The organism is Mesorhizobium sp. L-2-11, from assembly GCF_016756595.1.
In the GTDB taxonomy this organism is placed as follows: domain Bacteria; phylum Pseudomonadota; class Alphaproteobacteria; order Rhizobiales; family Rhizobiaceae; genus Mesorhizobium.
In genome coordinates this window covers 4,275,804-4,295,371 of record NZ_AP023257.1, presented here as the reverse complement: position 1 = coordinate 4,295,371, position 19,568 = coordinate 4,275,804, and the positions used below count along the sequence as shown (strand labels likewise).

Sequence of the window (19,568 nt, the reverse complement as noted above, 5' to 3'; positions counted from 1 at the left end):
TTTACGAAACCTTTTTGTTCTTGGCGTTCAGCTTGGCCACGTCGAGCGTGACGGGCTGCTGGGCGACATGCGGATGTTCCGTGCCTGCATAGACGCGGAGATTCTTCATCTGGCGACGGCCGAGCGGTCCACGCGGGATCATGCGTTCGACGGCCTTCTCGACGACACGCTCGGGAAAACGACCCTCGAGCAGCTGGCGCGCGGTGCGCTCCTTGATGCCGCCGGGGTGGCCGGTGTGCCAGTAATAGACCTTGTCGGTGAATTTCTTGCCGGTGAACACCACCTTGTCGGCATTGATGACGATGACGTTGTCGCCGTCGTCGACATGCGGGGTGAAGGTGGGCTTGTGTTTGCCGCGAAGATGATTGGCGATGACAGTGGCGAGTCGGCCGACGACGAGACCCTCGGCGTCGATCAGCACCCACTTCTTCACCACATCCGCAGGCTTCTGCGAAAAGGTTGCCATGGATTGTCGCTTTCGGTTCGGACCTTCCCCATCGACGAACGACTAAGGAAAGGCGTTTCTTGTTGCTTGGATTGACGCCGAGCGCTCGCCCGCCGCCAATAACAAAACGGCGGCCTTTGCGGGCCGCTGTTCCGTGAGCGCTTATAGGCGAGGGCGGTCAGCGCGTCAAGGCTGGTGAAAAGACTAGTATCGCAGAAAATGAAGCAAAAACAAAGGATTGGATGATAGGTATTATTTTACCACCGCGGGTTTATCGAAGTCGGCGCCGCCCCTCATCCGCCTGCCGGTGTCCAGCCGATAGATAGGTAACAGTTTGAACCGGATACATAGGTTACAGTTTTCCCCCCTTCTCCTGCGCAGTGGTGTCCGCCGCAGCGCCGGCTGGTCGGGGTTGCAAGGCGCTGCGGCGGACCAGGCGCATTCGCTTGAGATCGATGTGGCCGAGCGGGTGGGCGTAGAAGCGTAAGGCCCATTCGCCGGTTTCGGTTTCTTCGACGGCGACCGGCTCGCCGGCAAGCGAGGCCGAGACATAGATCTCGCCGCCCTGCCACTTGATCGCGCCATTGTTGCGCACGCGCCTGACTGCGGCCTCGGCCGGATAGTCGGGCTCGGGCACGTTGGCCGGCATTTGCCGCTCGCTACCGCGGTAGTATTCGGCCGGCGTGTCCATGCCGAGCGCCTCATGCGGACGCTCCTCATTGTACTCGCGACGGAAGGCGTCGAAAGCCTGGCTCTGCGCCTGTCTGTCGATCTCAGGCGCCTTGGCCAGCGGCAACATGGTCAGGTGAAAGCGCTCGTGGCAGCCGTTCTGCTGAGGCTTGCCGGGCGCGATCCGCTCCAGCGCGATGCCGAGCTTGATGAAGCGCACCGCAAGCGGCGTCAGCCCGGTGACGCCGGCCGACGCGAAGGGTGAACCATTGTCGCTTCTGAACCGATCCGGCAGACCATGCTCCTCAAACAGCCGTTCGAACACCGGCCAGGCCTCCTCATCTGCCGTCGAACCCGTCGCTTCGAGCGCCAACAGGTAGCGGCTCCACGCATCCAGCACTGTCAACGGTTCGCAGCGCCACCCGTCACGGGTCCGGAACCAGCCCTTGTGGTCGCCCGTCCACACCGCATTCGGCCTTTGCGCATCTGGCCAGGGGCCGTTGCCCACAGCTCTCCAGCGCCCCCGCCGCCGGCCGACAAGGCCGTGGCGCTTCAGAATCTCGCCGGCCGTCGAGATCGCCGGCCACGGGTGCGACGGCGCCTCACGCTTGAGCCGCCCGATGATCTTCTTGGGCCCCCATGCCGGATGCGCCTCCTTCAGCGCAACGATCCGCTCAACCAGATCGGCAGCGGTCGCGCGGCCGTGATTGAGCGGCGCTCGCGGCAGATCATGCAAACCTTCCGGGCCGAACTCCCGGTAACGACCAAGCCACTTGTAGCCGATCTTGCGCGATATCCCGTACCGCTCGCAAACAGCCGTCATCGTCTCCTCTCCCGAAAGGCAATCCACTATAAACCTCAACCGCTCGTCCATGATGTCAGTCTCTCGCCAAACCATCGCCGGTACCTCCCGGCGGACAAGAAAACTGTCACCTATGCAATCGGTCTACTCTGTTACCTATCTATCCGGTTCGGACAAGGCTCCCTTCTCCCCGTCCCTATACGGGGAGAAGTGCCCGGCAGGGCGATGAGGGGCGGCGCAGACCTGAAGCGATTGCACTGAAACCGACCTCAACCGGGCGGCATGGTGAGCAGATGCATGCAAGATGCCGCGGCCGCCACCCGAGAAAACACGTCTCAAGCCTGTTCTTCAATCGGCAGCGTGCTAGTTCTTTTGTTCCATGGCCGGCGAATCCGATGCCGCTGGCCAATGATGAGGGTGGGAGACATGGGAAGAGGTTTGAAAAATGGCTGAAATCGTCGCCATCAAGCCGGCTGCTGCCGAAGGTCCTGTCGTCACGAGGCTGGAAAAGGGCGTTCTCCGCCTCACGCTCGCCAATCCGCCGGCCAATGCGCTGTCGCTGGCGGTCATGGCAGCACTGATGGCGGAGCTCGACCGCGCCAAATCAGACAGATCCGTCCGCGTCATCGTCCTGGCGGCAGCCGGAAAAGTGTTCTGCGCCGGACACGACCTCAAGGAAATGACCGCGCGCCGCAGCGATGCCGATCGCGGCAAGGCGTTCTTCGAGGAGACGTTTTCCGCTTGCGCGGCACTGATGCAGGCGATCGTGCGCCATCCCAGGCCGGTGATCGCCGAGGTCGATGGCCTGGCGACGGCGGCCGGGGCACAACTGGTCGCGAGCTGCGATCTGGCGATCGCCTCGCACGAGGCGACCTTCTGCACGCCGGGCGTCAATATCGGCCTGTTCTGCTCGACGCCGATGGTGGCGCTGTCGCGCAACGTTTCGCGCAAGCAGGCGATGGAGATGCTTTTGACCGGCGAGACCATCGATGCGGCGACGGCAAAGGAATTCGGCCTCATCAACCGCGTCGTTCCGCGTGAATATCTCAATCAGATTGTCACCAAATACGCGCAAACCATTGCCGCCAAATCGTCTTTGGTCGTCACGACCGGCAAGGAAGCCTTTTACGCGCAGGCCGAGATGGGGCTGGCCGAGGCCTATGCCTATACCGGCCGCGTCATGGTCGACAACATGCTGGCGCGCGACGCGGAAGAGGGCATCGGCGCCTTCATCGGCAAGCGCAAGCCGCAATGGTCGGACGAATAGGGACGGAGAATAGACATGGAGCCTCGCATCTCCATCATCACCATTGCCGTCGACGATCTCGAGCGCGCCACGCGCTTCTACGAGGCGATGGGCCTCACCCGTCATGCCGGGATCACCGACGGCGTCGCCTTCTTCCAGATGGGCGGCGTCATTCTCGGGCTGTTCCCGCGCGCAAGCGCCGAAGCGGATTCAGGCATTGCGTTCGGCAAGGCGCCGTCGGCGATTTACCTCGCCTACAACACTCGCTCCGACGCGGAGGTCGATGACGTGCTGACGATGGCCGAGAAGGCCGGCGGCCGCATCGTCAAGCCGGCCGGCCGCGCCTTCTGGGGCGGCTGGTATGGTTATTTCGCCGACTCGGAAGGGCATGTCTGGGAAGTGGCGCACAATCCGGCTTTTCCGATCGCGGAAGACGGCAGCATCTCGCTGCCGGGCTGATTCCACTGCCAGTATCGAAACGCACTGACGCGACTGCGGTTGTTCCGCATCAGCCGGCTCGGCCTCGACCGGACCGATTTCCACGATACATTTTGGCCGGTTTCTGCAACGATCCGGATGGTTTTCTCGCCGAAGCTCTGTATGAGGACGAGGCATGAACCACGACGCCTACGACAACGCCTATATCGCCGGCATCCTCAATGCGGTGAAGACCATCGCCATGGTCGGTGCGTCCGCCAACGATGTGCGACCGAGCTATTTCGTGCTGAAATACCTGCTGGGCAAGGGCTTTTCGGTGTTCCCGATCAACCCCGGCCAGGCCGGCAAGGAAATCCTTGGCCGGATGACCTATGCCAGGCTCGCCGATGTTCCAGAGCCGATCGACATGGTCGACGTTTTTCGCGGCTCCGCGGCGGTGCCGGGCGTCGTCGACGAGGTCTTGCGGCTCGATCCGTTGCCGAAAGTCATCTGGATGCAGCTTGGCGTGCGCCATGACGAGGCAGCCGCACGCGCCGAGGCCGCCGGCATCAAGGTGGTGATGAACCGCTGCCCAAAAATCGAATATGGCAAGCTGTCGGGCGAGATCGGCTGGACCGGCGTCAACTCAGGCGTGCTGTCGTCGAAGAAGCCGCTGATGCGGCCGGGATTCCAGAGTTTTGGAGTCCGCAGGAAGTAGTGAATAGTGAATAGTGAATTGAAGGATTTTTCTGGAAGGCGGGCGCAGCGCCATATGAGCCGCTTGCAATCGGGTTGAGGCTGCCCAACCATCCACCATCCACCATCCACCATCCACCATCCACCATCCACCATCCACCATCCACCATCCACCATCCACCATCCACCATTCACCATTCACCATTCACCATTCACCATTCACCATTCACCATTCACCATTCACTACTCACTACTCACTACTCACTACTCACTACTCACTACTCATTACTCATTACTCACCATTCACCCACCAGGGGAGATCTTCGATGACCCGCACGCCCGGTTTCAACACGCTCGCCGTCCATGCCGGCGCCAAGCCTGACCCGGCGACCGGCGCGCGTGCCACGCCGATCTATCAGACGACCTCCTTTGTCTTCGACGATGCCGACCATGCTGCCTCGCTGTTCGGGCTAAAAGCCTTCGGCAACATCTATACCCGGATCATGAACCCGACGCAGGCGGTGCTGGAGGAGCGTATTGCGGCACTCGAAGGCGGCACGGCGGGGCTGGCGGTGGCGTCCGGCCATGCAGCGCAGGTGCTGGTGTTCCACAACCTGATGCAACCCGGCGACAATTTCGTCGCCGCGACAAGGCTTTACGGCGGCTCGATCAACCAGTTCGGCCACGCCTTCAAGAATTTCGGCTGGCAGGTGCGCTGGGCCGACACCAACGACATCTCGACCTTCGAAAGCCAGATCGACGAAAAGACCAAGGCGATCTTCATCGAAAGCCTGGCCAATCCGGGCGGTGTCTTCGTCGACATCGAGAAGATCGGCGACATCGCCCGCAGGCACGGCCTGCCGCTGATCGTCGACAACACGCTGGCCTCGCCCTATCTGGTGCGGCCGATCGAACATGGCGCCGACATAGTCGTGCATTCGCTGACCAAGTTCATCGGCGGCCACGGCAATTCGATCGGCGGCGCGATTGTCGACGGCGGCACCTTCGACTGGTCGAAATCCGGCAAATATCCAATGCTGTCTGAGCCGCGCCCCGAATATGGCGGCCTCGTCCTGCACGAAACTTTTGGCAATTTCGCTTTCGCCATTGCCGCGCGCGTGCTTGGTCTGCGCGACATGGGCCCGGCGATCTCGCCCTTCAATGCGTTCCTGATCCTGACCGGGCTGGAAACCCTTCCGCTCCGGATGCAGCGCCATTGCGACAATGCGGTCACTGTCGCCGGCTGGCTGTCCAACCACCCAAAGATCGCCTGGGTGTCCTATCCCGGCCTGCCCAGCGACAACAACAACGCGCTGCAGAAAAAATATTCGCCGCTCGGCGCCGGTGCCGTGTTCACCTTCGGCCTGAAGGGCGGCTACGCTGCGGGCATCAAGTTCGTCGAGGCGCTCGAACTGTTCTCGCACCTCGCCAATGTCGGCGACACCAAGTCGCTGGTCATCCACCCGGCATCGACCACGCATCGGCAACTGTCCGACGAACAGAAGGTCGCCGCCGGCGCTGGGCCGGATACGGTCAGGCTGTCGGTCGGCATCGAGGATGTCAACGACATCGTCGCCGATCTGGAACAGGCTCTCGCCAAGGTCTGATCCCCGCTGGAGGTGTCCCCATGACCGCGCCAAAATTCCTCTCCGTCGATGTCGACAGCGTCGAGCCGGAACCTGGCGCGCCGGCGCCGGATCGCCTGATTTCAGGCGAACCAAAATTCCGCACCTGGAATGTCGAGGAGCGCGACGGCGGCCTCTATGCCGGCATCTGGGAGGCGACGCCGGGCAAATGGCGCATCGAGTATGACGAGTGGGAGTTCTGCCACATTCTTTCCGGCGTCTCGGTGATATCGGAGGAGGGCGGCGAGGCGCGCACCGTCAGGGCCGGCGACAGTTTCGTGCTCAGGCCTGACTTTAAGGGAAGCTGGGAAGTGCTTGAAACAACACGCAAGGAGTATGTGATCAAGCTTTGATCATTGTTCCAGTGTGCACGGCGAGCCTTTCCAGCCCGTGGAAATGCCAGGTGTCGCGAAAACGCGGCTGTTCGGCCAGATAGAGCCGCGGTAGCCGGTCGAACAAGGTTTTCAGCGATACCTGCAATTCGAGCCGGGCGAGCGGCGCGCCGATGCAGAAATGAATGCCGGCGCCGAACGAGACGTTCTTCTGGTCGGTGCGATCCGGCCTGAAGGCGAGGGGCTCGGCAAACGCCGCCGGGTCGTGATTGGCCATGCCGAGCAGCAGGCCAATCGTCTCGCCCGGCCGCACCAGAATGCCTGGAACGACCTCGATCTCTTCATAGGCATAACGCGTGAACATGTGCAGCGGCGCGTCGAAGCGGAGGCATTCCTCGACCGTGGCGGTGGTCGTTTGCGGCGTAGGGAAGAAGCGGCGCGGGTCGCCGCCTTGCGCGAGGATCGCGCGCACCGCATTGCCGGTCTGGTGGACGGTCGCCTCGTGCCCGGCATTGAGCAGCAGGATGGCCGAGGACACCAGTTCGTCCTCCGAGAGTTTTTGGTTGTCCTCCTGCGCCGAGATCAGCAGCGACAACAGATCGTCGCCGGGTTTCTTCCGTCGTTCAGCGACATGGCCGCGCAAAAAATCCGAAAAATCCCGCGCCGCGCGATTGGCCGTCTCTTCCGTTTCGCGGGTGCGGCCATGCATGTACATGGCGACCATCCGATGCGACCAGTCGAGGAGTTGCGGTCCCATCTCGACCGGCACGCCGAGCATTTCGGCAATGATGGTGATCGGCAAAGGCGATGAGAAGGCTGGCAGCAGGTCGACCTGGCCCGGTTCGAAACGGTCGATCAACTCGTTGGCCAACGCCTCGACGCGCGGCCTCAGCCGCTCGACCTGACGCGAGACGAAGGCGCGGTTGACCAGCGTTCTGAGCCTGGTGTGAACGGGCGGTTCCAGCTCCAGCATCGAATTGGCCTCGATGCCGTCGAAGCTGCTGAGATGGGTGCGGTCCTCGCCGAAGCCGCCTCTGTCCGGGATGCCGGCCGGGTTGTGGCGGCCGAAGCGGCGGTCGCGCAGCAGCCGGCTGACGTCGTCGAAGCCGCCGAAGCACCAGAAGCCGAACTCTTCCCAGAAGAAGACATTCGAGGCGCCATGCATGAAGGCATAGGCGGCGTAGGGATTTTGGAAGAAAGCCGGCTCATGCGGATCCAGCCGCAGCCGGCGCGTGGAGGGATCGAAGGCAAGCCACGGCGTCAAGTCGGTCATACCAGACAATTAGCGCGGCTTGCCAGCCTGGCGCCAGACCGTATGTTGGCGCCCGGTGATCCGATGCATGTCGCCCAAAAGCATGCCCTTGGGCCTGACCCGAGGGTGTGAAGCGGTTTTGGGACAATGACATGCACAAAAGCGCATTGAGCCAGCCGGCGCGGCTGCGGAAAGAAGGACTTGATGAATGTGATCGTGATTGGCGCAGGCATTGCGGGACTTTCGACGGCCTGGTCGCTGGTCAAGGCCGGGCACCGGGTCTCGATCGTCGAGCAGGGACCGATTCCCAATCCGCTTGCCGCCTCGGGCGACCATCACCGCATCATCCGCCGCGCCTATGGCGCAGCCTCGGGTTATGGCCGGCTGATCACCGAAGCCTATCAGGCCTGGGACGAGATGTGGGCCGATCTCGGCGAGAACCATCTCGACCCGCGCGGCTTCATCTGCATTTCGCGCGAGCCGGGAGACGAAGCCGAGGAATACCGCGAGGGCATGGAAGCCGGGAACTATCCGATCGAACTGTTCGAGCCGGACGCTGCGGCCAAGCGCTGGCGGTTCCTGCAGCCCGGCTCGTTCCGCTACGCGTATTTTTCGCCGGAGGGCGGCGCGCTGCATTGTCGCAAGATTGCCTTCCGCCTCGCCGAATGGCTGCGGAGAACCGGCGCCAATGTCTACGAGAACAGCAAGGTGGTGGAAGTCGACGCCGAGGCTGGCCGCCTCATGCTTGAAAGCGGCGAGACGATGCAGGCCGACCGCATCGTCGTCGCCGCCGGCGCCTGGGTGCTGAAACTGTTTCCGGAGCTGGGCGGCGACCTGAAGACCTGGCGCACCGCGCTCGCCTATGTCGAACCGCCGGCGGATCTGAAGGCGGCGTGGCATTCGGCCCCGGTCATCCTCGATGTCGGCGGCGCCGTCGACGGCTACGTGATCCCGCCCTCCGGAGGCGCCGGCATGAAATTCGGCTCGGGGCTGCACAGGGTGCCGACCAGCGACGCCGACTGGAACCGCCAGCCGGTGGCGGGCGAGGGCGAGGCAATCCGCAACCTGTTTTCGCCGCCGATCGCCCGTGTCGAGGAATACAAGGTCACCGAGGTCGTCACCTGCGCCTACACCTTCACCGCCGACGAAAAGTTCCTGGCGCATGAGAAGGGCAAATGCCTTGTCGTCTCGGCCTGCTCCGGCCACGGCTACAAGTTTGGTGCGGCGGTCGGCAGGCGCGTTGCGGCTTGCCTCGGCAACGGCGACGTTGCGGGCTTAAAGGCGTGGCTGCGGGCCGAGGCGGTCTGACCTGGTCCCGACATCGCGCCTGGCATGTAGCTTCGGGCGAATTCTGTGCAGATAGCTTGATTCGACTTAACCGGATGGCTAGGAGGTGCGGCCTTGCGCTAGGGTGAGCCGACATCCTATTTACAGGTAACGATCCAGAACCGATTCTGCCCGACTTGCTCATCTCCCGGCGCCGGAATCCCATCTTCAATAAGGGATAGTCCATGAAGAACCCCGTCGAAACCTACATGAACCTCGTTCCGATGGTGGTCGAGCAGACCAATCGCGGCGAGCGGGCCTACGACATTTTCTCGCGGCTCCTGAAAGAGCGCATCATTTTCATCACCGGTCCGGTCGAGGACGGCATGGCGACGCTGGTCTGCGCGCAGCTGCTGTTCCTCGAAGCCGAGAATCCGAAGAAAGAAATCAACCTCTACATCAATTCGCCCGGCGGCGTCGTCACCTCGGGCATGGCGATCTACGACACCATGCAGTTCATCAAGCCGGCGGTGGCGACGCTGTGCATCGGCCAGGCCGCCTCGATGGGCTCGCTGCTTCTCACCGCCGGCGAGAAGGGCATGCGCTTCGCCACGCCGAACGCCCGCATCATGGTTCACCAGCCTTCCGGTGGTTTTCAGGGCCAGGCTTCCGACATCGAGCGCCACGCCCAGGACATCATCAAGCTGAAGCGGCGTCTCAACGAGGTCTATGTCAAGCACACCGGCAAGAGCTACGACGAGATTGAAAGGACGCTCGACCGCGACCATTTCATGACCTCCGACGAGGCCAGGGATTTCGGCCTCATCGACAAGGTCATTTCGTCGCGTGAGCCGCTCGAGGGTCTTGCCATATAAGCCCGGTGGCAGTTGGATTGTGCGAAAACACGCTTTTGATGCCGCTTGCGGCATTTCGGCCACAATTGGCTGTTCCCTCGACGGGAGCGATTGCCTACGTTAAGCCTATCTTGATTTTCGACGGCTTAGCTTTGTGCGGGGTTGATGCGAATCATTGCGACGTTTTCTGATATGTGTTTCGTATGGAATGCGTTGCGGGAGCCGGAATACTGGCGGCGGCGATTTCCCGCGATAGATTGAGTTATGCGCCCTTTCAACCAGACCATCGGCGGGCGGCTATGAAAGGACATGAAAATGAGCAAGGTCGGCAACAGCGGCGGTGATTCCAAGAACACGCTTTATTGCTCGTTTTGCGGCAAAAGCCAGCACGAAGTGCGCAAGCTGATCGCCGGCCCGACGGTGTTCATCTGCGACGAATGCGTCGAGCTCTGCATGGACATCATCCGCGAGGAGAACAAGACCTCGATGGTGAAGTCGCGCGAGGGCGTGCCGACCCCGCAGGAGATCCTCAAGGTTCTCGACGACTACGTCATCGGCCAGCCCTACGCCAAGCGCGTGCTGTCGGTGGCCGTCCACAACCACTACAAGCGGCTCGCGCATGCCGGCAAGAACAACGACGTCGAACTGGCGAAGTCCAACATTTTGCTGATCGGCCCGACCGGTTGCGGCAAGACTCTGCTCGCGCAGACGCTGGCCCGCATCATCGACGTGCCGTTCACAATGGCCGATGCAACGACGCTGACCGAGGCCGGCTATGTCGGCGAGGATGTCGAGAACATCATCCTCAAGCTGTTGCAGTCGGCCGACTACAACGTCGAGCGCGCCCAGCGCGGCATCGTCTACATCGACGAGATCGACAAGATTTCGCGCAAGTCGGACAATCCCTCGATCACCCGCGACGTGTCGGGCGAGGGCGTCCAGCAGGCGCTGTTGAAGATCATGGAAGGCACGGTCGCTTCGGTGCCGCCGCAGGGCGGCAGGAAGCATCCGCAGCAGGAATTCCTGCAGGTCGACACCGCCAACATCCTGTTCATCTGCGGCGGGGCGTTCGCCGGGCTGGACAAGATCATCTCGGATCGCGGCCGTAAGACCTCGATCGGCTTCGGCGCCACCGTCGCGTCGCCCGAGGATCGCCGCACCGGCGACGTTTTCCGCCTGGTCGAGCCTGAGGATCTGTTGAAGTTCGGCCTCATTCCCGAGTTCGTCGGCCGTCTGCCGGTCCTGGCAACGCTGGAGGACCTTGACGAGCCGGCGCTGATCCAGATCCTGACTGAGCCGAAGAACGCGCTGGTCAAGCAGTACCAGCGGCTGTTCGAGATGGAGAATGTCGACCTGACCTTCCACGAGAATGCGCTGTCGGCCATCGCCAAGCGCGCCATCGAGCGCAAGACCGGCGCGCGCGGCCTGCGCTCGATCATGGAGGCGATACTGCTCGACACGATGTTCGAGCTGCCGGCGCTGGAAGGCGTGCGCGAAGTGGTTATTTCGGAAGAGGTGGTGTCCGGCAACGCCAGGCCGCTCTACATCTATTCCGAGCAGAAGGAAAAGAAGGGCAACGTCAGCGCCTGACGTGACCCCCTCTGTGGTGGAGTTCTACAAACGGCGCCGCGAGGCGCCGTTTTGTCGTTGCGGATGGGCAGGCTATGATGAAGGGATTGTGACGGATCAGATGAACGGTTTCGTGTCGACCCTTGATCTTTGCCCCGCGTGCCTCCAACTAATGCGGGAAGGCCGAGGTGCCGAATTCTGTGCTGTAAAACTCCCGTCACAAACGGTGGTAGGCGGAACCATCCCCGGTTGCTAATATGAGATTCGCGGTTGGCCGATTGGCGGCCGCGACATGAAAGGTTGGACAATGGCCAAAATATCCAAGGCTCCCAGCGACGGCGTCTTCGCAGTCCTCCCACTGCGCGACATCGTGGTGTTCCCGCACATGATCGTTCCGCTCTTTGTCGGGCGTGAAAAGTCGATCAAGGCGCTGGAAGAGGTGATGGGTCAGGAAAAGCAGATCCTGCTTGCGACCCAGATGAATGCCGCCGATGACGATCCCGAGTCCGATGCGATCTTCGACATCGGCACGCTCGCCAATGTGCTGCAGTTGCTGAAACTGCCGGACGGCACCGTCAAGGTGCTGGTCGAAGGCGCCTCGCGCGCGAAAATCGTTTCGTTCACCGACCATCCCGATTTCCACGAGGCCCGCGCCGTAGCGCTGGTCGAACCGGATGAGGAAGAGGTCGAAGTCGAGGCGCTGGCTCGTTCCGTCGTCACCGACTTCGAGAACTACGTCAAGCTGAACAAGAAGATCTCGCCCGAAGTGGTGGGTGCCGCCAGCCAGATCGACGACTATTCCAAGCTCGCCGATACGGTTGCCTCGCATCTTGCCATCAAGATCCCCGAGAAGCAGGAGATGCTGGCCACGCTTTCGGTCAAGGAGCGGCTGGAAAAGGCGATGGGCTTCATGGAGGCCGAAATCTCCGTCCTTCAGGTCGAGAAGCGCATCCGCTCGCGCGTCAAGCGCCAGATGGAGAAGACGCAGCGCGAATACTACCTCAACGAGCAGATGAAGGCGATCCAGAAGGAGCTCGGCGAGGGCGAGGACGGCCGCGACGAGGCCGCCGAGATCGAGGCGCGCATCAAGAAGACCAAGCTCTCCAAGGAGGCCCGCGAAAAGGCGGAAGCCGAACTGAAGAAGCTGCGGACGATGTCGCCGATGTCGGCTGAATCGACCGTAGTGCGCAACTATCTCGACTGGATCCTGTCGATACCGTGGGGCAAGAACTCCAAGGTCAAGCAGGATTTGGCCTTCGCGCAGAACGTGCTCGACACCGACCATTTCGGCCTCGACAAGGTCAAGGACCGCATCGTCGAATATCTCGCCGTGCAGAGCCGCCAGAAGAAGCTGAAGGGGCCGATCCTGTGCCTCGTCGGACCTCCCGGCGTCGGCAAGACCTCGCTCGGCAAGTCGATCGCCAAGGCGACCGGCCGCGAGTTCATCCGCATGGCGCTGGGCGGCGTGCGCGACGAGGCCGAGATCCGCGGTCACCGGCGCACCTATATCGGCTCGATGCCCGGCAAGGTCATCCAGTCGATGAAGAAGGCGAAGAAATCCAACCCGCTCTTCCTGCTCGACGAGATCGACAAGATGGGCCAGGATTTCCGCGGCGACCCGTCGTCGGCGTTGCTCGAGGTGCTCGATCCCGAGCAGAACTCGACGTTCATGGACCACTATCTCGAGGTCGAATACGACCTGTCGAGCGTGATGTTCGTGACCACGGCGAACACGTTGAACATCCCGGCGCCTTTGATGGACCGCATGGAGATCATTCGTATCGCCGGCTACACCGAGGACGAGAAGATCGAGATCGCCAAGCGCCACCTGATGCCGAAGGTGATCCGCGATCATGCGTTGCAGCCGCAGGAGTTCTCCGTCGGCGAGGACGCGATCCGCGGCATCATCCAGACCTACACCCGTGAAGCGGGCGTCAGGAGCCTGGAGCGCGAGCTGATGAAGCTCGGCCGCAAGGCGGTGACCGAGATCCTGAAGACGAAGAAGAAGACGGTCGACATCACGGCGGACAATCTCGCCGACTACCTTGGTGTTCCGCGCTTCCGCTTCGGTCAGGTCGAGGCCGACGATCAGGTCGGCGTCGTCACCGGGCTCGCCTGGACGGAAGTCGGCGGCGAGCTGCTGACGATCGAAGGCGTCATGATGCCGGGCAAGGGCCGCATGACGGTGACCGGCAATCTGCGCGACGTGATGAAGGAATCGATCTCGGCGGCGGCCTCCTACGTCCGCTCGCGGGCTCTCGATTTCGGCGTCGAGCCGCCGCTGTTCGACAAGCGCGACATCCACGTCCACGTGCCCGAGGGCGCAACGCCCAAGGACGGACCGTCGGCGGGTGTGGCGATGGCGACGGCGATCGTCTCGGTGCTGACCGGCATCCCGGTCAGGGCGGACGTGGCGATGACCGGCGAGATCACGCTGCGCGGCAGGGTGCTGCCGATCGGCGGGCTCAAGGAGAAGCTGCTTGCTGCACTGCGCGGCGGCATCAAGAAGGTGCTGATCCCGGAAGACAACGCCAAGGATCTGGCGGAGATTCCGGACAACGTGAAGAACGGTATGGAGATCGTTCCGGTCGCGCGGGTCGGTGAAGTCTTGCGCCATGCGCTGGTGAATATGCCGGAGCCGATCGACTGGGTCGAACCGGCCAATGCGCCGGCTGCGGCGGATGGCGCAGACGACGCCGGCAAGTTGTTGGCTCATTAGAGCGCCGCGCGTCCAGTTGCACGCGCAAAGGACGCTCTGACGCGAATGAGTGCATTAGATCGTGCTAAAGTTGCAATGCACAACAGAGAGCCGGGCCCCAGCGCCCGGCTTTTTCATGAAAAAACCCCGGAATTCCGGGGTTTTTTCGACTCTTTTGGCGCTTTTCGACTTGGTTGCGGAAGCGCTTCTTTCTAAAGTCCGTTTCCTGCCGGATGAGTCGTACGTTCCGGTTTCTCAAGGAAGGGAATTTTTATGAACAAGAACGAACTGGTGTCCGCTGTCGCCGATGCCGCGAGTATTTCGAAGGGTGACGCGCAGTCGGCGGTCGATGCGGTGTTCTCCGTCATCACCGGCGAACTGAAGAAGGGCGGCGATGTCCGGCTTGTCGGCTTCGGAAATTTCACCGTATCAAAACGCGCTGCCTCGACCGGCCGCAATCCGCAGACCGGCGCCGAAGTGCAGATACCGGCCCGCACCGTGCCGAAGTTTTCGGCCGGCAAGGGCCTCAAGGACGCAGTCAACTAAGCGGCCTTCTCACCCTTTTCAGAGATCAGAAAAGCCGGGCATGCCCCGGCTTTTCCTTTGCGCCCGACCTTTTGTCTCGCCGGCAACCGTCGAGGCGCAGGCTCTATGCCGTCGGCGCATCGGCGCGCATCAGCCCTTCCTGCTTGAGATCGGCCCACAGTGCCGGTGGCAGCTTCGCGTCGAGCAGCGACCGGTTGCTTTCGACCTCGCTCGGCCGCTGGCCGCCGGGGATCACCGACACGACCGAAGGGTGCAGCAGCGGAAATTGCAGTGCCGCCTCGATCAGGCGCACGCCGTGGCGTTTGCAGACAGCCTCGATGCGCGTGACGCGGTCGATGATGTCCTGCGGCGCCTCGGTATAATTGTAATAGGCGCCAGGCTTCGGACCGGTTGCCAGGATGCCGGAATTGTACGGCCCGCCGAGAACGATGCCGATGCCGCGCTTCTGGCATAGCGGCAGGAAGGATTGCAGCGCCTCCTGCTCCAGCAGCGTATAGCGCCCGGCAAGCAGGAAAAGGTCGAAGTCGCCACGCTCGGCAAGTGTCTGGGCAACCTGCCATTCGTTGATGCCGCCGCCGAACGCCTTGATGACGCCCTGGTCACGCAGGGACAGCAGCCCGTAATAGCCCGAACGCATGAACTCCTCGATGCGCTGGTCCGCGGCCTCCTTGCTGCCATGCGTGAAGACGTCGACGTCATGCACGAAGAGAATGTCGATGCGGTCGACGCCGAGGCGTTCCAGCGAGGCTTCGAAGGAGCGCATGACGCCGTCATAGCTGTAGTCGTAGACCTCGCGGCGCGACGGCGTGTCGAAGAACTTGCCGATGCCGGTGCGCTGGTCCGGCGGGCAGACGCGCATGATGCGGCCGACCTTGCTCGACAGCACATAGTCGTCGCGCTTTTTCGAGCGCAGGAACGGATTGAGCCGCGTTTCCGACAGGCCAAGCCCGTAGAGCGGCGCGGTGTCGTAGTAGCGGCAGCCGACCCGCCACGCAGCCTCCAGGGTGGCGTTGGCATCCTCGTTGGAAACGGCGCGATAGAGGTTGCCAAGCGGCGCCGTGCCGAAGCCAAGTTCTGTGAACGCGATGCCGCCATTGCCGATGCGGTCGAAATGCCGTGTCTTCATATGCTGCCGTTTTCTCATTTCCGGTTGTCCCGACACTACCTACCATGCCTGTGGCGCTGCAAAAGCACCTCGCACCGTTGGACACGGATTTTCGCGGTGATAGCATGAGCAAAAACAAGCTGTTCAGAGAGAACGTGCAAGCTGGTGGACCCGCCATGACGAATGCCGGCAAAAACCTGTTCAGAACTGCGCTCGACGAGATTGGAAGCGTGCTGGCGCGGGCGGACGAGAGCCGTATCGATACCGCCTGCGCCATGCTGGCTGGCGCGAACAAGATCGTCGTCTATGGCTGCGGCCGCGAGGCGCTGCAGGTCAAGGGTTTCGCCATGCGTCTCCACCATCTCGGCCTGCCGGTGTCGGTGGTCGGCGACATGACCGCGCCGCCGCTGGGCGCCGGCGATGTCTTTCTCGTCAGCTCCGGTCCGGGTGAGACATCGACCGTGCTGACCTTGATGCAGGTCGCCCGTGAAGCCGGTGCAACCGTCCTGCTGCTGACCGCGCAAGGCGAGAGCAGCGCTGCAAGACTTGCCGACTTCACCTTGCTCATCCCGGCTCAGACCATGGCGGACGACCAGGGGCCGGAAAAGACATCGGTCCTGCCGATGGGCTCGGTGTTCGAAGGCGCGCTGTTCGTTCTGTTCGAGGTCATGGTGCTGAAGCTCAAGACAATCACCGGCATGTCGTCCGAAGCGATGCGCGCCCGCCATACCAATATGGAGTAGGCACGATGCGCTATGAGCTGATGCTGCCGCACCAGATCCGCAAGGCGATCGCCGAGAACTGGCCGGTCGTGCTCCCGCTCGGCGTGCTCGAATACCATGGCGAGCACATGGCCGTCGGCATGGATACTCTTGCGGTGACTAAGATGCTGGAGCTGTTCGAAAAGGAAGCCGACATCATCATCTTGCCGCCGTTCTACTACGGTGCGGCGAGCTACGCGGTGGCGCCGCCGGAGGGCAATGGCTCGGTTCAGGTCGGCGGCAATGCGCTGGCGCCGTTCGCGGAGGAACTGTTCTACAGCCTGCTGCGCATCGGTTTTCGCAACATCCACGCCATCATCCACCACCAGACCGAGAACTTTGCCGCCGGCATGCCGACCGATCTCGCCTTCAAGACTGCCGGCCGCCAGGCGATCTTCCGCTTCCTCGAGAAGGAGCGCGGCGAGGGCTGGTGGGGCTCCGAGGCGATGGCCGGCTATTATGCCGAACACGCCGAAGGCGCCAATTTCTTCAACTGGGTGCAGGTGCATCCGTTGATGCCGGCGGTGACGGACGGCCAATATCCTTTCGACCATGCCGGCATCGGCGAGACGTCGCTGATGCTGGCGCTGTGCCCGGAAGCGGTCGACGCCGGCCACTTCGCCGACAATACGGGATGGTACACGGCGACCGCTCCGGACGCCTCGGCGGAACTGGGGCAAAAGGGCGTCGCGATGATCCTCGATCATTTGAGGGCGATACTGGCTCGTTAGAGCGGGATGAGATTACCTGCGGTCATAGCCTGAGTTTGCGAAGTAATTTGAGCACTCGAGCGGTGTGACGCGGTTGAGAATCTGGCCGATGGCGTTGCAGACCGTTTCAACGGTGCGCTTTGCGGCCTTTCGCAGCCAGTGCTTGAGCTTGGCGAAGAGCTGTTCGATCGGATTGAGGTCAGGCGAGTATTTCGGCAGGAAGAAGAGCCTCGCGCCGGCCTTTCGGATGGCGCGACGCACGGCCTTGCCTTTGTGGCTGCCGAGATTGTCCATCACAACGATGTCGCCCGGCTGGAGAGTGGGCACGAGAACCTTCTCGACATAGAGGAGGAACCTCTCGCCGTTGATCGGCCCGTCGATGAGCCAGGGCGCTTCGACGCGATCATGACGCAGCGCAGCCAGAAAGGTCATTGTCTTCCAGTGGCCATTGGGAACTTTGGCCTTGATCCGCTGTCCGACCGGTGCCCAACCCCTGAGCGGGGCCATGTTGGTCTTGGTCCAGGTCTCGTCGATGAACACCAGGCGGGCGGGGTCGATCCGGTCCTGATACAGAACCCATTGCCTCCGTCGGCGCGCAACATCGGGACGATCTTGCTCGGCGGCGATCAGCGTCTTTTTTTGTGAGACAGCTTCTCGGCGTGCACGAACTCCCACACCGAGCGGTAGTCAACCTTCAGGCCACGCTCGCCAAGTTCGGCCACAAGCCCGCGCAAGGTGAAGTCCTTCTCCCGGCAGCGCTCGACAAGCCAGTCGCGCCACGCTCCCGATATCTTCTTCGGCTTGTAGCCGCCCACTTGGCGGGGCGCCACGCTCCCCGTCTGTTCCACCCGCTTCAGCCACTCGATCGCCGCGCTGTAGCTGACGCCAAATCGAGCAGCCGCCGCGCGCCGCGAAAGCCCTTCAACCTTGACCGCCGCAACAACCCGTTCGCGCAGGTCCATTGAATATCCAACCATCAATGCTGGCCTCCTGCCCAGCAGCAAGGTTGAATCAGATCATCGCTGATTTGGGAATCCCACGACTCCCATAAATCTCATCCCGCTCTAGGCTGTGCGTAGAGCCTCGGCGGATTCAAGCGGTCGTCGCAACACCGATTGTGTTCACTCGCGACAGCAACTCGTCAAGCGCTTCTGCGGGTGTTTTCCATCCCAGAGTTTTTCTCGGTCGGGCATTGAGGGCCACGGCCACGGCGGCGATCTCGTCGGCGCTGTGGACGCTCAGGTCGGTGCCTTTCGGGAAGTACTGACGCAGCAGTCCATTGGTGTTCTCGTTGGTGCCACGCTGCCATGGGCTTTGCGGATCGCAGAAGTAGACTTGGACACCCGCGTCGATCTTGAGACGATCATGCTGAGCCATTTCGGCTCCCTGATCCCAGGTCAGCGAACGCCGCAACTCTTCGGGCAAGGTGATGATGGTGCGCGTAATCGCGTCACGCACGGCTTCAGCTCCGTGTCCCGCGAGAGCAGGGCCATTCTTCATGCGCGGAGCTTCGCCATGCCCCGCAAGTCGGGGAAGATGCAGCAACATCGTGAAGCGCGTCGTACGCTCAACCAGCGTGCCGATCGCCGAGCTGCCAAGACCAAGGATGAGGTCTCCCTCCCAGTGACCCGGCACCGCGCGATCGACCGCTTCGGCGGGGCGTTGACTGATCATGATCTCCGGCGAGACAAAGCTCTTGCCTCGCCCGCGTACGCGCGCCCTGGGGACCCGCAACACGCGCCCCGTTCTCAAGCAGGCCGACAGTTCGCGGCGTAGCGCTCCCCGGCCCTGAACAAAAAGGGCCTGATAGATGGCTTCGTGGCTGATGCGCATCGTCTCGTCGTCCGGGAAGTCGATCGGCAAGCGTCGGGCAATCTGTTCCGGGCTCCAGGCCGTGGCCCACCGCCGATTCTTTCGCGGGCCATGCCGGCGGCCCTTCCACGAAACGGCGGGACCCGGAACGGGAGCGCCGCTCGGAGTCATGACGACGCCGGCCAGTCTCTGCTCAACATAAGTGCGCAAGGTCGTGTTGAGCGCAAGCTTGGTCGGTTTGGGTCGACGGGCCGATCGCTCGGCATGCCATTGGGCTGTCGATGCACGATACTCCAGGCCACCGCTGCGCGTCGCGGCATTGCGTCGTAGCTCGCGGGAGATGGTTGAGGCGGATCGGCCAAGTTGGCGACCGATCTCGCGTCTCGAAAGGCCTTGAACGCGAAGTAGTGCGATCTCCTCACGTTCCACAAACGAGAGGTACCGCCCGGACGGCGGCTTGCTCGAAGATCTGAACATCGCTGGTGCCATGCCACCCGCCTGTCGGAACAATCTGGTTCCAACAGGCTGCGACATACCAGCAGCCAGCGCAGCATCTTCGCTTGTCATTCCTTGCGCGATCCCCAACCAGAATCGCTGGAGTTCAGATCTCTCCGCCACTGGCGGACGTCCCGGTGACGGCAACGGCGCTCGTCCAGAACGGTGTGATCGTCGCTTTTGGATGCCCATCGCAACCTCCTTCGTTTAGGTGTTGCGACGACCGCTTGAATCCGCCCTCTATTCGGGCGTTGCAGTGGTGCAGGAT

18 protein-coding genes are annotated in these 19,568 nt (G+C 62.2%); 12 read left to right on the top strand and 6 right to left on the bottom strand.

The annotated features are described in order from the left end of the window. Window position 1: 1 nt before the first annotated feature. Entirely contained in the window at window positions 2-466 is a 465-nt protein-coding gene (rplM, locus tag JG739_RS20615) for a 50S ribosomal protein L13 (protein ID WP_023798353.1), read from the bottom strand. Window positions 467-797: 331 nt separating this feature from the next. Next, a complete protein-coding gene (locus JG739_RS20610) occupies window positions 798-2,012 on the bottom strand; it encodes an integrase core domain-containing protein (RefSeq protein ID WP_202362542.1) in 1,215 nt (404 codons plus the stop codon). A gap of 349 nt (window positions 2,013-2,361) precedes the next feature. On the opposite strand from JG739_RS20610, the gene JG739_RS20605 reads away from it, so the two are divergent. From JG739_RS20605 to JG739_RS20585, 5 genes are all read left to right on the top strand, one after another. Continuing rightward, window positions 2,362-3,183 (top strand): enoyl-CoA hydratase, encoded by an 822-nt coding sequence (locus JG739_RS20605; protein ID WP_202363141.1) that lies wholly within the window; start codon window positions 2,362-2,364, stop codon window positions 3,181-3,183. 15 nt (window positions 3,184-3,198) lie between these two features. Beyond that, entirely contained in the window at window positions 3,199-3,621 is a 423-nt protein-coding gene (locus JG739_RS20600; RefSeq protein ID WP_202363140.1) for a VOC family protein, read from the top strand. Between the two features lie 154 nt (window positions 3,622-3,775). Next, on the top strand, window positions 3,776-4,297 hold the full coding sequence (locus JG739_RS20595) for a CoA-binding protein (RefSeq protein WP_202363139.1): 522 nt from the start codon (window positions 3,776-3,778) through the stop codon (window positions 4,295-4,297). Window positions 4,298-4,601: 304 nt separating this feature from the next. Further along, complete coding sequence (locus JG739_RS20590; RefSeq protein WP_202363138.1) at window positions 4,602-5,882, top strand: O-acetylhomoserine aminocarboxypropyltransferase; 1,281 nt, start codon at window positions 4,602-4,604, stop codon at window positions 5,880-5,882. A 20-nt stretch (window positions 5,883-5,902) separates the two neighbouring features. Next, the gene (locus JG739_RS20585) at window positions 5,903-6,253 is read left to right on the top strand and encodes a cupin domain-containing protein (RefSeq protein WP_202363137.1); all 351 of its coding nucleotides are present in this window, start codon (window positions 5,903-5,905) and stop codon (window positions 6,251-6,253) included. On the opposite strand, the gene JG739_RS20580 is transcribed toward JG739_RS20585, so the two are convergent. Continuing rightward, window positions 6,243-7,505 (bottom strand): cytochrome P450, encoded by a 1,263-nt coding sequence (locus tag JG739_RS20580; RefSeq protein ID WP_202363136.1) that lies wholly within the window; start codon window positions 7,503-7,505, stop codon window positions 6,243-6,245. The genes JG739_RS20585 and JG739_RS20580 overlap by 11 nt on opposite strands. Window positions 7,506-7,688: 183 nt before the next feature. On the opposite strand from JG739_RS20580, the gene JG739_RS20575 reads away from it, so the two are divergent. From JG739_RS20575 to JG739_RS20555, 5 genes are all read left to right on the top strand, one after another. Then, on the top strand, window positions 7,689-8,792 hold the full coding sequence (locus JG739_RS20575) for an NAD(P)/FAD-dependent oxidoreductase (protein WP_202363135.1): 1,104 nt from the start codon (window positions 7,689-7,691) through the stop codon (window positions 8,790-8,792). 203 nt (window positions 8,793-8,995) lie between these two features. Further along, on the top strand, window positions 8,996-9,625 hold the full coding sequence (clpP, locus tag JG739_RS20570; RefSeq protein ID WP_202363134.1) for an ATP-dependent Clp endopeptidase proteolytic subunit ClpP: 630 nt from the start codon (window positions 8,996-8,998) through the stop codon (window positions 9,623-9,625). Window positions 9,626-9,919: 294 nt separating this feature from the next. Next, on the top strand, window positions 9,920-11,194 hold the full coding sequence (clpX, locus tag JG739_RS20565) for an ATP-dependent Clp protease ATP-binding subunit ClpX (RefSeq protein ID WP_027155315.1): 1,275 nt from the start codon (window positions 9,920-9,922) through the stop codon (window positions 11,192-11,194). A 286-nt stretch (window positions 11,195-11,480) separates the two neighbouring features. Continuing rightward, on the top strand, window positions 11,481-13,892 hold the full coding sequence (gene lon, locus JG739_RS20560) for an endopeptidase La (protein ID WP_202363133.1): 2,412 nt from the start codon (window positions 11,481-11,483) through the stop codon (window positions 13,890-13,892). A gap of 252 nt (window positions 13,893-14,144) precedes the next feature. Next, window positions 14,145-14,417: an HU family DNA-binding protein gene (locus JG739_RS20555; protein ID WP_023798342.1), complete on the top strand. Its 273-nt coding sequence runs from the start codon at window positions 14,145-14,147 to the stop codon at window positions 14,415-14,417. A gap of 103 nt (window positions 14,418-14,520) precedes the next feature. Here JG739_RS20555 and JG739_RS20550 read toward each other — a convergent pair whose 3' ends face one another. Then, window positions 14,521-15,543 (bottom strand): aldo/keto reductase, encoded by a 1,023-nt coding sequence (locus JG739_RS20550; protein WP_202367550.1) that lies wholly within the window; start codon window positions 15,541-15,543, stop codon window positions 14,521-14,523. Between the two features lie 155 nt (window positions 15,544-15,698). On the opposite strand from JG739_RS20550, the gene hxlB reads away from it, so the two are divergent. Both hxlB and JG739_RS20540 read left to right on the top strand, forming a co-directional pair. After that, a complete protein-coding gene (gene hxlB, locus JG739_RS20545; protein WP_202367549.1) occupies window positions 15,699-16,265 on the top strand; it encodes a 6-phospho-3-hexuloisomerase in 567 nt (188 codons plus the stop codon). A 5-nt stretch (window positions 16,266-16,270) separates the two neighbouring features. After that, entirely contained in the window at window positions 16,271-17,014 is a 744-nt protein-coding gene (locus JG739_RS20540; protein WP_202363132.1) for a creatininase family protein, read from the top strand. A gap of 12 nt (window positions 17,015-17,026) precedes the next feature. On the opposite strand, the gene JG739_RS20535 is transcribed toward JG739_RS20540, so the two are convergent. After that, a protein-coding gene (locus JG739_RS20535; protein ID WP_446720497.1) for an IS630 family transposase occupies window positions 17,027-17,970 on the bottom strand; the annotation gives its coding sequence in 2 pieces (ribosomal slippage) (window positions 17,027-17,634 and window positions 17,634-17,970; 945 coding nt in all). 115 nt (window positions 17,971-18,085) lie between these two features. Beyond that, window positions 18,086-19,492, bottom strand: coding sequence for an IS30 family transposase (locus JG739_RS20530; RefSeq protein ID WP_202363131.1), 1,407 nt, complete (start codon window positions 19,490-19,492; stop codon window positions 18,086-18,088). Between the last annotated feature and the right edge of the window lie 76 nt (window positions 19,493-19,568).